Here is a 12,441-nt window from a genome sequence, read left to right on the forward strand (position 1 = left end):
TTTAACGTTCTTAATGTCTAAAATGTCTCACTCCTGTGAAGACCATGGTCAAGCCATATTTATCCGCAGCTTCGATAGACTCTTGGTCACGGACAGACCCACCTGGCTGGATGATGGCCTTGATTCCTGCTTTGGCGATTTCTTCCACATTATCCGCAAATGGGAAGAAGGCATCGGAAGCAAGGACCGCGCCGTCCAGACGGTCTTTGGCTTGGTCGATGGCAATACGAACAGAGGCCACACGGTTGGTTTGACCTGGACCAACACCAAGTGTCATGTGGTCGTTAGTTACAATGATACCGTTTGATTTGACGTATTTAATTGCCTTCCAAGCGAACTCAAGAGCTGTCGATTCTGTCTCAGTTGGTTGGCGTTTGGTCACCACTCGCCAGTCAGCAGGGATTTCCTTGACCACGTCTTGATTTTGCACAAGAAGTCCACCGACAACACCTGTGTATTCTGCTTCCACTTCGCTAGCCTCTTGAGCATCAAATGGCAAGGCAAGAATACGCAAGTTTTTCTTTTTGTTGGTCAAAATGGCTAGCGCTTCGTCCGTATAGCTTGGTGCTATGATGATTTCAAGGAAAACACCGTGCATCTTCTCAGCTGTCGCAGCATCCACCTCACGGTTGAGAACGACAATCCCACCGAAGATAGACACTGGATCAGACTCATAAGCATAGTCCCAAGCAGTTTCGATGTCATCAGCCTGACCAATACCGCACGGGTTCATGTGTTTGAGAGCCACAACAGTTGGACGATCTTTGAAGTCACGGATGATACGAATGGCAGCGTCCGCATCTCGAATATTGTTGAAGGATAATTCCTTACCATTGAGCTGTTTGGCTGAAGCAATGGAGTAATCTGTCGGCAAGGCTTTTTGGTAGAAGTCCGCGTCTTGTTGAGGATTTTCCCCATAGCGCATGACCTGCTTGAGGTCATAAGTCAAAGTGAGCTTTTCAGGTTTGCTTTCACCCACTTGAGCTGTGAAGTATTCTGCAATCAAAGCGTCATAAGCCGCTGTGTGACGGAAAACCTTGGCTGCCAAACGTTGGCGAGTTTCATAAGTAGTTTCACCTGTGGCTGACAATTCATCAAGAACCACAGTATAGTCAGCAGGCTCTACCACAACTGTCACGCTAGCGTGGTTCTTCGCTGCTGAGCGAAGCATAGATGGCCCACCGATGTCAATATTTTCCACTGCATCAGCGTAAGTCACATCTGGTTTGAGAATCGTTTCCTTGAATGGGTAAAGGTTGACCACCACAAGGTCTATAAGCTCAATCTGATTGTCCTTAGCCACTTCTAGGTGACTATCCAAGTCACGACGAGCGAGAAGACCCCCGTGGATATTTGGATGAAGGGTCTTGACACGACCATCCATCATCTCTGGAAAACCAGTCACATCATCGATGGCAATGGTGTTCACCCCAGCATTATCAAGGGCAACCTTGGTTCCACCTGTCGAGATAATATCCCAACCAAGTTTTTTAAGTTCTTGGGCAAATTCAACAATGCCCACTTTATCTGAGACGCTGATTAAGGCGCGTTTAGTCATTCTATTCCTCTTTCTTTAAGTTCAAGCGCATAGCGACTTCGTTATTTTCTTCTATAAACCCTGTTTCCTGAAAACCCAGACTAGTCAGCAAGTGCTTCATTTTTTCATTTCCAACCACATAATCTGCAACAATATGACTGCAAGCTCTATCCATCTGAGCCTCTTTGATTAGAACTTCCAAGGCTTTTCGTCCATAACCTCTTCCTTGGTACTGCTGGCCAATCATTATCCGCCAGATAAAGTATTCCGCTTCATCCTTATCTATTTCCAGCAGGAGAAAACCAACTACAAGCTCATTCCAATAAATTGCCATTGGAAACACATCCCCATTCTCTCGGTAGAGCCATGCGTCAGCTAAAGAGCGTACATTTGGAGCCACGAAACGTGCTCGTTCATCAGCTTCAGATATTTTCAAATCCAGCACTGCCTGAAAACTGCTCTCATCTACTAATTTTAGTTCAATCATTTTTTCTCCTAGCAAGATTACGCAATCAAAACTTGACTTCGATCTTATTTTCGTGCAACTCCCAAGCTATCCAGAACCTCTGGATACAACTTGTACTCCGCCTCATGAATGCGAGCTTCAAAACTGTCAATCGTATCATCAGCCAGCCTTGGCACGCGCAATTGTTTGATAATCTTTCCTGTATCCACACCAGAATCCACCCAGTGAATGGTCACACCAGACTGATTCACCCCAGCATTATCAAGGGCAACCTTGGTTCCACCTGTCGAGATAATCTCCCAACCAAGTTTTTTAAGTTCTTGGGCAAATTCAACAATGCCCGCTTTGTCTGAGACGCTGATTAAGGCACGTTTAGTCATTATATTCTCCTTTTTAATCATTAGTTAAACACCAATTAAATGCAGTAACAGTAAAATAAAATAAGCAAAACCAAGGCTAAGCATACCTAAGATATTGACCCATTTTCTAGTCTGTGATTTGAACACTCTTATAAAAATTTGATAAATCAGTAAGCCTACACAAACACCTAGCGTATTTAAAGCCAAATCCGTTATATCTGTTATACCTATTGCTAAAATATACTGTAAGCACTCAAACAATAAACTAATCAAGAAACCTGTTCCGACTATTCTTAAACTAGATAAATTAGTTTTTATCAGAGGGAAACAAACACCTAATGGAATAAAGGAAATCAGATTAAATAACATTTCAGCAAAAACAATTTTTCCATCTACTATTAATGGTTCTGAAAATGGAATCCAATTGATGTACCTTGGAGCTAAGAAAAATGCTATAAATTCAGGATTGGTCTCAAACTTAAATAAGATTCCCCAAGTTAATAACATCAGATAGACATAAAATACATATCGAGTTGTTTTTTTAGATTCTAACATTACAAATACCTCCGTTTGAAGTCGTCTTCAACAATCACTGACTCCAATTTTGAATCAAAGATATCATATGAATCATCAAAAAGTCAATCTGTAAATAGAGCCTTCACTACTTCCGGATACAACTTGTACTCTGCCTCATGAATGCGAGCTTCAAAACTGTCAATCGTATCATCAGCCAGCCTTGGCACGCGCACTTGTTTGATAATCTTTCCTGTATCCACACCTGAATCCACCCAATGAATGGTCACGCCGCTCTCAGCAACTCCAGCATTCCAAGCATCCTCAATCCCATGAGCTCCTGGAAATTCTGGCAAATAAGCTGGGTGAATGTTGATAATCCGACCTTCATAAGCCGCCAATAAGGTTGGCCCAACGATTTTCATGTAGCCTGCTAGGCAAACTAAGTCAATCTGGTGTTCTTCCAAGAGTTCGACAAGGGCTGCTTCGTAGTCTGCCTTGCTCTCAAACTCCTTTAGTTCAAAAGCATAGGACAGAACGCCAAGCTTGTCTGCACGTTCGAGCACATAGGCGTCACGATGGTCTGAAAAGACAAACTCCACTGGAAATTCTTCGGCAATCACCTGAAAATTTGAGCCATTACCAGAGGCAAAAACCGCTATTCTTTTCATTTGATGATGACACTTTCGTTTTCTTTCTTGACGATGCGACCAATTTCATAGACTGGTTCATCCAACAATTCCTTGACACGAATTACATTTTCAGGGCTAACTGCCAGCATGAGTCCCACACCCATATTGAAGATTTCAAACATTTCTTCATGTTTGATTTTACCATATTTTTCAAGGACTTTGAAAATTGGAAGCACGGGAACCTTGTCTTCTTCAATCTCAGCAGCCAAGTCAGCTGCAAACATACGAGGGACATTCTCGATAAAGCCACCGCCTGTGATGTGGGCAATGCCGTTGACCAACTCTTCCTTGATGAGTGGCAAAACAGCCTTGACATAGATACGAGTCGGCTCCAGAAGAACTTCCTTGAGTTTCTTGCCTTCCAATTCTGGCAGGACTTCCTCACCTGTGTAATCCGCAAAGACACGACGGACGAGAGAGTAACCATTGGAATGAATCCCACTTGAAGCAAGTCCGAGAAGAACATCTCCCTCTGCCACTTTTGAGCCGTCAATGATTTGAGATTTTTCAGCCACACCGACCGCAAAACCAGCCAAATCATAGTCATCTACGCCATACATACCAGGCATTTCAGCCGTTTCCCCACCGATAAGGGCTGCTCCAGCCTGCACACAACCTTCTGCTACACCAGCGACTACTTGTTCTAGCTTAGCTGGTTCATTCTTCCCTGTCGCCACATAGTCGAGGAAATAAAGGGGCTCCGCACCTGCAGCGATGATATCATTGACACACATGGCCACACAGTCCTGACCAATGGTATCATGCTTATCGTACTTGATAGCCAGCATGAGCTTGGTTCCAACACCATCGGTTCCTGAAATCAAGACGGGTTCTTTAACCCCAGTCTTTGAAAGGTCAAACATACCACCAAAGCCACCAAGAGCTCCCATGACACCTGCACGCTCCGTACGAGCCACGTGCTTTTTGATTCGTTCAACAACTTCATAACCCGCTTCAACATCCACACCAGATTGAGCGTACGCATTTTTATTTGCCATTTTATTTTTCCTTTTCTTTTTTTGGGAAAGACTGCGACGTATTTTTAGATAAACAATTATTTTATCTAAAAATACTAGTCAGGGCTCTAACTTTGATCCTATAGGACAAAGCGTCTACTGACAAATGCTTTAGCTTTTATTCAGTGGTGAAACGTGAAGCATAAGCATTTTTATTTGTCATTTTTATATTCCTTTTCTTTAACGGAAGATCTATTGTCTATTTGTAAAAACTGGTCTTTTCTTCTAAACTTCGGCGATAATCTTCTTCGTAGTCGTAGAGAGGCGTTGGGTAGTCACCGTCAAAGTAAGCGACACAGAGACCGCCATTCGGCGCATCTGTTTCAATCCCAATCGACTCAATCAACCCCTCAACAGAGAGGTAAGTCAGACTGTCTGCTCCAATGATTTGGCGAGTTTCTTCAACCGTATGATTGGCCGCAATCAGCTCCTGACGGGTCTGGATATCAATCCCGTAGAAACATGGATAAGCTAGCGCTGGACTACCAATGGCAACGTGAACCTCAGTTGCACCCGCTTCTTTCAAGAGCTGAACGATACGACGAGAGGTTGTTCCACGTACAATAGAGTCATCAATCATAACCACACGCTTGCCTTTAACAACACCAGAAACAGCAGACAGTTTCATCCGCACCCCTTGCTCCCGCAATTCTTGAGTCGGTTGGATAAAGGTACGTTGGGTGTATTGGTTCTTGATGAGACCCATTTCATTTGGTAGCCCGGATTCTTCCGCAAATCCCATAGCCGCGCTGAGGGAAGAATTGGGCACACCGACCACTATATCTGCCTCATGCTTGAATTCACGCGCCAATTGGGCACCCATACGTTTACGTGCCGTATGGACATTGACACCGTGGATATTAGAATCAGGGCGAGCAAAATAGATATACTCCATAGAACAGATTGCTAACTGAGTATCATCTGTATAGCTATCATACTGGATTCCCTTGTCATCAATAATCACAATCTCACCTGGTTTCAAATCACGAATCCATTCAGCACCAATAACCTCAAAAGCACAGGTTTCAGAGGAAACAACCACCGCTCCGTTAGCCATTTTACCGATTGAAAGAGGACGAAAACCATTTGGGTCAAGAGCCGCAATCAACTTGTCTTCAAACAGCAAGATATAGGCGAAACCACCTTTAACTAGGCTGAGTGCTTCCTTGATTTTGCCCATCAAGTTCGGATTATGGCTACGACGAATGAGGTGAGCCAAGATTTCCGAGTCCGAAGTCGCGCTGAAAATGGCTCCTCTTTGTTCCAATTCTTTCTTGAGAGAGGCCGCATTGGTCAGATTTCCATTATGAGCCAAGCCAAACTGCATATCGTGAAAACGGAAGAGGAAAGGCTGGATATTATCTACAGAAGCTTCGCCAGCAGTCGCATAACGAACGTGACCAATCGCACCAGTTCCTGTCAATTTATCCAAATTAGCAGGATTTCTGAAGACTTCTGATAAAAGCCCCATATCGCGATGGCGCTTTAACTGTCCCTGATCATTGGAGAGGATTCCTGCCCCCTCCTGACCACGGTGCTGAAGACTGTGGAGCCCAAAATAGGTCAATTTAGCAGCATCTGGATGTCCCCAGATACCGAAAACACCACATTCTTCATTAAGAGATTTTACTTCGTATGTCATTTTTTATACCTAATTTTCATTTGTGTATCATTCCTTTAGTAGCAGGGACGCTCTCAAATACTCCCTAACGAGCTACTGTGGAATGATACGGTAGGAGCTTACTTCACTCGCAAAACAAACCTTTTGAAATCATCAAGAGCTAAATCTACATGACTTTTACATTACTGATACTATCTATTAGAAAATCTGCAAGTCTTATTTTCCAGTGAAATATTTAACCGCCGATGCGAACAGGTGCTGGTCTTTATTTCCTGGGATATTTTGGAAAAGACCGTCCTCATAACGTTCTGAGTGGCCCATCTTACCGATGATTTGGCCATTCTTGCTAGTAATTCCCTCTATAGCATTTACAGAACCATTCGGATTGTACTTAGAGTCCATACTTGGTTTGCCGTTAAAGTCAACATATTGGCTGAAAATTTGTCCATTGTCACGGAGTTCCGCAAATTCCTCTGCTGTCACGACAAACTTCCCTTCACCATGTGAAACGGGAATAGCGTGGATATCGCCTACTTGCACACCAGCTAACCATGGTGAGTTGGTATTGGCAATACGGGTTTCCACCATCTTGGCCACGTGTTGGTTGGCATCATTGTAGAAGAGGGTTGGACTAGTACTAGTGGCTTCTTCAAAGTTCCCGTATGGAAGAAGACCTGATTTGACCAAAGCCTGGAATCCATTACAGATACCGATAATCAAGCCACCACGGACGATAAAGCTATCAATAGCTACACGCACTTTTTCATTGAGCAGGATGTTGACGATAAACTTAGCTGAACCATCTGGCTCGTCCGCAGCTGAGAATCCACCTGCAAAGAAGAGAATGTTAGCCTTGCCAATGTTGTCAACCATGGTTTCAACTGACTTGACAATGGCTTCTTTATTCAAGGTCACAAATGGCACCAAGTTGACCTCTGCACCTTCTTTTTCAAAAGCTTTTGCTGAGTCATATTCTGAGTTGGTTCCTGGGAAGACTGGGATGTAAACCACAGGTTTTTCAACCTTTTCTTTGGCTTTAATCACAACATCTGATGCCACAGCTGGTACTTCAGCCAGTTCTTTGGCTTGGGCAAACTCTGTTGGGTAAACTTCTTCCAGTTTTCCTTGGAAGGCACTGTCAAGTTTCTGTCCATCTAGCTTCACACCGTTGACAAGAAGTGTAAAGTCTGAACTTGTTTGACCGATTTTCTCTACTCCAGCAATTTCTTCAGGAGATGTGAAGACAAATCCGCCTAATTGAGCTATCAAAGCCGTTTCAAGTTCAGGCAAGGTTACTTCTGCACCGATATGATTTCCAAAGGTAGCGAGAGCCAAACTTTCAACCACACCGCCGTATTTAACAGCTGAAGCTGCTGTTACTTTGTGAGCCTTTTGAAGGGCTTCAAACTGAGCAAAATTAGACTTAATCAAGTCAAAATCAATCTCTGCTGAGAGTGCTTGGCCTGGAATGTAGTAGATATTTTCCCCAACAGCTTTAAATTCTGGAGAGAGCACATTACGGCTATCTGCCGTCGTCACCCCAAAAGCGACCAAGGTTGGCGGTACTGTCAATTTTTCAAAAGTACCAGACATGGAGTCCTTACCACCGATAGATGGCAAGCCAAGCTGAATCTGAGCTTCGATAGAGCCTAGGAGAGCTGCTACTGGCTGACCAAAACGCTCAGCTTGCTTGTCCATGCGCTCGAAGTACTCTTGGTAAGAGAAGCGAGCCTTAGACCAGTTTGCACCAGCAGCAACCAAACGAGCAGTTGCTTCGATTACCGCATAGGCAGCACCGTGGTATGGAGACCATTCTGCAATATAAGGGTTGAAACCTTGAGCAATGACTGACGCAGTATGAGTCACACCGTGTTGAACTGGCAATTTCTGCACAGATGCCTCAGTTGGTGTGAGTTGGTAACGACCACCAAGTGGGTGATTAACCGTTGAACGACCAACCGAGCAGTCAAAGATGGTCTGCAAGCCTTTTTGACTCGCATGGTTCAAATCAGACAGAACCACAAGGGTATCAGCTTCAAGCGTGTCAGCGCTTGTTGTACGTTCTTCTGGAAGCTTGACATTCTTGTCAACTACCTTAGCATCCACAACTACACGTACACCGTTTGTATCAAGGAAACGACGTTCCAAATCAACTATGGTTTCGCCATTCCAGTGCATAACAAGATTTGGTTTTTCAGTCACTGTCGCAACGACAACAGCGTCAATATTCTCTTTGTTACATTCGGCAACGAAGGCGTCTACGTCCTCAGGACGAACCACCACAGACATCCGTTCTTGTGATTCAGAGATGGCAATTTCTGTACCGTTCAAACCTTGGTATTTAAGAGGAACCTTGTTAAGGTCGATTTCAAGACCGTCTGCCAATTCACCGATAGCTACACAGACACCACCAGCACCAAAGTCATTGGATTTCTTGATAAGACGAGTGACATCGCCATTACGGAAAAGTCGTTGAATCTTGCGTTCTTCGATAGCATTCCCTTTTTGAACTTCAGCTCCAGCAGTTTCCACAGACTCAACTGTTTGAACCTTAGAAGAGCCTGTCGCACCACCGACACCGTCACGACCTGTTTTGCCGCCGAGCAAGATAATGACATCACCCGCTTCTGGTTTTTCACGAACTACATTTTCCTTAGGAGCCGCACCGACAACGGCACCTAGCTCCATGCGTTTGGCTACAAAACCTGGGTGGAAGTACTCACGAACGTAAGTCGTCGCAAGCCCAATCTGATTCCCGTAAGAAGAATAACCATGGGCCGCTGTTTTAGAAATGACCTGTTGTGGCAATTTCCCAGCACGCGTTTCCGAAATCGGTGCTGTAATATCACCCGCACCTGAGATACGCATAGCTTGGTAAACGTATGAACGTCCTGACAACGGGTCACGAATGGCACCACCGATACAAGTAGCCGCTCCACCAAATGGCTCAATTTCCGTTGGGTGGTTGTGAGTTTCATTTTTGAACATAAGGAGCCAAGGTTCCTTTACACCATTAACATCCACTTCGATTTCGACTGAGCAAGCATTGATTTCGTCTGACACTTCCAGATCATCCAAACGTCCATTGGCACGCTCATAACGACCGAAAATAGTCGCCATATCCATCAAGGTTTGAGGTTTTTCAGAACGTCCCAACTCATCACGCATGGCAATATACTTGTCATAGGTCGCCTGCAATTGCTTTTGGAATTTAGAAGCTGAAAAGTCGATGTATTTTAACTCTGTCTCGAAAGTTGTGTGACGGCAGTGGTCAGACCAGTAAGTGTCCAAAACCTTGAGTTCCGTTTCAGTTGGTACACGTCCGATAGACTTGAAATAATCTTGGATAAAGAGCAAATCATCCACTTCCATAGCCATCCCTTGCTCAGCCTTGTAGTGGGCAAAGTCTTCTGCTGTATAGCTTTCAAAGAAAGTCAATTTAGGAATGGTCTTGTCTGACTCTGAAAATTCCTGCTTAGCAATCCCTGTCGTGATGTCCTTGAAACGAGAATCAACTGGATTGAGCAAGTAGTTCTTGACCGCTTCCAACTCAGCCGCTTCAATATCTTTATTGACCAAGTAAAGTTGGGCTGTATTGACCGTTACATCACTCGAACTTCCCAGCAAAAGCAAGGCTTCCTGTGAAGAAGCTGCACGCTGGTCAAACTGCCCTGGCAAGCTTTCAATAGCAAAGAAAGCATAGTTGGCAAGATCCGCCTGCACAGTCGCTTCATCCAAGACATGGTCTGTCACCTGCTCAGAGAAAATGTGTTTCTCTGCAGGTGCAAACAGGTCCTCTGCCAAGTCAAATACATCATACACTTGCACGATGCGAATACTTTTCAAGCTTGAAAGTCCCAAGTTGTGTTGGAGCTCTCTAACCAAACTCTCTGACTTGACCTGAAAATCAGCCTTTTTTTCAACAAAAATACGTTTATCCATCAATTCTTATTCCTTTATTTCAGCTCTTGTAATGTTCCCAAGCGACCTCTAGGTTGTTATTTTAGTTCTTGCAACTTCTCCCAGACAATCTCGTAAACGTCTGTTAGTTCTCCCAATCCTCTACGGAAAACATCCTTGTCCATGTGGTTGCCATCTGCATCCCACAAACGGCAGTTATCTGGTGAAAATTCGTCTGCCAAGATAATCTTGCCATCCTTATCAAAACCGAACTCTAGCTTAAAGTCAATCAACTTAAGCCCAATCTCAGCAAACCAAGTTTTCAAAAGTTCATTGATACGACGCGTTTCTTCCTTCAAGTAGGCAATCTGCTGGTCATCCGCAATCTGTAGGAATTTTACATGCTCGTCATTGATAAATGGATCATCCAAATCATCATTTTTATAGTAAAACTCAACAATCGGAGTCTCCAAGGCGATTCCCTCATCCACACCAAAACGTTTTGAAAAGGAACCAGCAGTATAGTTGCGGAGCACGACTTCCAAAGGAATAATCTCAACCTTTTTATTGAGTTGTTCCGTGTCTGAAAGTTTCTCCACAAAGTGAGTCGCCACACCAGCCGCATTTAATTTCTCAAAAATAAAAGATGAAATCTGATTATTCAACACTCCCTTACCTGCAATCTGCTCCTTCTTGACACCATTGAAAGCAGTCGCCTGGTCCTTGTAAGTTGAAATAATAAGATTTTCATCCTCAGTTGTATAGATATTTTTAGCTTTTCCCGAATAGATTAATTGTTTTGACATTTTAAAGTTCGCCTTTCGTATTACTTGAGCACATTCTACCATAAAAAACCTAAAATTACAAGAATTTAAACGAATAAATAGTGGATATTTTTCAAAAATCGTAAAGAAAAAACTGCAAGAAAAATCTTTCTCACAGTTTTAAAATCATTTAACTCTAAAAACACGAACATTACTCTTTGCTCAAAAATTGATCCAAATAATAACGCAGGTAACTTTTCTTGCCCGTAATCATCTGCAGGCGGCCTTCCACCCCGTAACGAAGTCTTTCAGCCTGCTCAGAAGTTAGATTAGTCTCCGCCTCAATTTTAAAGAAATTCCCTTTCTCAGTCTTAGTAGCTGTCGCATCAATACTTGTAATAGTAGAATCTAGGAAAAGTTGATTCTTGGCATCATGAGTCGTAGTATAGCGAACAGAATCACCGACCTTGATTCTTGCTACATCTTTTGAACTGAGATAGGCTGTAATTTTGGCTTTCCCTTCTTTTTCCAAGGACGGATAGAGTTGGGCTAGTAGGGCACCTTCTGCTACCATGGTAGAAGTGCTGGTCTCAGGATTAAGATGAAGTACCCCATCCTCACTCGCCGTAATTTTCCCCTTGTCTAAAAGATTTCCCTGAACCTTCTTACCTGACTCCACCTCCAAGATTTTCTGGTCTAGAAGGGTCAATTCCTGACCAACCTTTGCCAAGTGTTGTAATTTAAGAGATTCCAATTGACTGCTTAAGCCTGACGCATAGGCTTGCTGGGTACCTGAACCTGCATACTGAACACGGTAAGTAGCAAGACTGGATTCTAACTGAGAAAGCTGTGCTTCAACCTGCGCAACTGCTTGTGCCTTAGCTTGCGGATTTTCCTCCCCCTGAGACTTATAGAACTGGTAGAGAGAATAGGCTAGATTCTGACTGGCCAAGGAAGTACCTGTTTCAATAGCTGACTTAGCTGTCTGGTAATCGCGAATTTTAGCCTCTGTTTGGCTGATGAGGTTGCCGATTTCGGCTTGGGTTTGGCTAGCTGCTGCATTCTGGGACGCGATGGTCTCATTTTGTTGCGATGTACTAGCCCTAAGACTGCCCGCTTGGCTGAGGTAGTCACGAAAGGTGGCTTGATAGCCAAACTTATCCTCCTCTGGAAAGTGATTCTCCCCTTCTTGCAGACTCTTTTGCAAATACTCCAATTGCTTTTTTTGATCCTTGAGCATATCCAACTGACTAGCATAGGCCTCCGCTTGGACACCCTCTGCCCCTTCTTGATATTGAATCAACAGTTCTCCCTTTTTAACCAGCTTATTTTCTTCCAAATGATTGACAAGAATGCGATTGTTGCTAGTTGACTGGATATTTGCAAGGATACGACTAGGTTCGACAGTCGCTCTAGTGGATAAACTCATCTCTTTCTCTGCAACAGTTGCAAAGCCAAGTAAAAACACGAGCAGAAGCGACATGGGGACAATCACTCGACTGGAAAAATTATGGTAACGACGATTATAAAACTCCGCACTTTCTAAAAATTCTGGTTTCATCCTCTCCTCTTT

Annotated in this window: 10 protein-coding genes; all 10 read right to left on the reverse strand. The window is 43.7% G+C overall.

Annotated features, from left to right (window positions below):
* Positions 1–10: 10 nt before the first annotated feature.
* Entirely contained in the window at positions 11–1,558 is a 1,548-nt protein-coding gene (gene purH, locus GEZ84_RS08255) for a bifunctional phosphoribosylaminoimidazolecarboxamide formyltransferase/IMP cyclohydrolase (RefSeq protein WP_153224181.1), read from the reverse strand.
* 1 nt (position 1,559) lies between these two features.
* Positions 1,560–2,024 (reverse strand): GNAT family N-acetyltransferase, encoded by a 465-nt coding sequence (locus GEZ84_RS08260; protein WP_153224182.1) that lies wholly within the window; start codon positions 2,022–2,024, stop codon positions 1,560–1,562.
* Positions 2,025–2,068: 44 nt separating this feature from the next.
* Positions 2,069–2,404: a formyltransferase family protein gene (locus GEZ84_RS08265; RefSeq protein ID WP_413777006.1), complete on the reverse strand. Its 336-nt coding sequence runs from the start codon at positions 2,402–2,404 to the stop codon at positions 2,069–2,071.
* A gap of 3 nt (positions 2,405–2,407) precedes the next feature.
* Positions 2,408–2,917: a VanZ family protein gene (locus GEZ84_RS08270; protein WP_000894015.1), complete on the reverse strand. Its 510-nt coding sequence runs from the start codon at positions 2,915–2,917 to the stop codon at positions 2,408–2,410.
* 83 nt (positions 2,918–3,000) lie between these two features.
* Entirely contained in the window at positions 3,001–3,546 is a 546-nt protein-coding gene (purN, locus tag GEZ84_RS08275; RefSeq protein ID WP_000820825.1) for a phosphoribosylglycinamide formyltransferase, read from the reverse strand.
* Positions 3,543–4,565, reverse strand: coding sequence for a phosphoribosylformylglycinamidine cyclo-ligase (gene purM / locus GEZ84_RS08280; RefSeq protein WP_153224183.1), 1,023 nt, complete (start codon positions 4,563–4,565; stop codon positions 3,543–3,545). The genes purN and purM overlap by 4 nt, the downstream gene beginning before the upstream one ends.
* Before the next feature lie 217 nt (positions 4,566–4,782).
* Entirely contained in the window at positions 4,783–6,225 is a 1,443-nt protein-coding gene (gene purF, locus GEZ84_RS08285; RefSeq protein ID WP_042749759.1) for an amidophosphoribosyltransferase, read from the reverse strand.
* Positions 6,226–6,420: 195 nt separating this feature from the next.
* Complete coding sequence (locus GEZ84_RS08290) at positions 6,421–10,146, reverse strand: phosphoribosylformylglycinamidine synthase (RefSeq protein ID WP_153224184.1); 3,726 nt, start codon at positions 10,144–10,146, stop codon at positions 6,421–6,423.
* 56 nt (positions 10,147–10,202) lie between these two features.
* Complete coding sequence (gene purC, locus GEZ84_RS08295) at positions 10,203–10,910, reverse strand: phosphoribosylaminoimidazolesuccinocarboxamide synthase (RefSeq protein WP_194252051.1); 708 nt, start codon at positions 10,908–10,910, stop codon at positions 10,203–10,205.
* Between the two features lie 169 nt (positions 10,911–11,079).
* Positions 11,080–12,429 carry a competence pheromone export protein ComB gene (gene comB, locus GEZ84_RS08300; RefSeq protein ID WP_153224186.1) on the reverse strand — a complete coding sequence of 450 codons (1,350 nt, stop codon included), beginning with the start codon at positions 12,427–12,429 and terminating at the stop codon, positions 11,080–11,082.
* Between the last annotated feature and the right edge of the window lie 12 nt (positions 12,430–12,441).

Source organism: Streptococcus mitis, assembly GCF_009496155.1.
GTDB lineage: Bacteria > Bacillota > Bacilli > Lactobacillales > Streptococcaceae > Streptococcus > Streptococcus mitis_BQ.

Bases quoted from the DNA above. Each gene is read 5' to 3' on its own strand.
- GEZ84_RS08265 (WP_413777006.1), bottom strand. From the start codon at position 2,404: ATGATTAAAAAGGAGAATATAATGACTAAACGTGCCTTAATCAGCGTC.
- GEZ84_RS08270 (WP_000894015.1), bottom strand. From the start codon at position 2,917: ATGTTAGAATCTAAAAAAACAACTCGATATGTATTTTATGTCTATCTG.
- GEZ84_RS08290 (WP_153224184.1), bottom strand. From the start codon at position 10,146: ATGGATAAACGTATTTTTGTTGAAAAAAAGGCTGATTTTCAGGTCAAG.
- purH (WP_153224181.1), bottom strand. From the start codon at position 1,558: ATGACTAAACGCGCCTTAATCAGCGTCTCAGATAAAGTGGGCATTGTT.
- purN (WP_000820825.1), bottom strand. From the start codon at position 3,546: ATGAAAAGAATAGCGGTTTTTGCCTCTGGTAATGGCTCAAATTTTCAG.
- purC (WP_194252051.1), bottom strand. From the start codon at position 10,910: ATGTCAAAACAATTAATCTATTCGGGAAAAGCTAAAAATATCTATACA.
- GEZ84_RS08260 (WP_153224182.1), bottom strand. From the start codon at position 2,024: ATGATTGAACTAAAATTAGTAGATGAGAGCAGTTTTCAGGCAGTGCTG.
- purF (WP_042749759.1), bottom strand. From the start codon at position 6,225: ATGACATACGAAGTAAAATCTCTTAATGAAGAATGTGGTGTTTTCGGT.
- comB (WP_153224186.1), bottom strand. From the start codon at position 12,429: ATGAAACCAGAATTTTTAGAAAGTGCGGAGTTTTATAATCGTCGTTAC.
- purM (WP_153224183.1), bottom strand. From the start codon at position 4,565: ATGGCAAATAAAAATGCGTACGCTCAATCTGGTGTGGATGTTGAAGCG.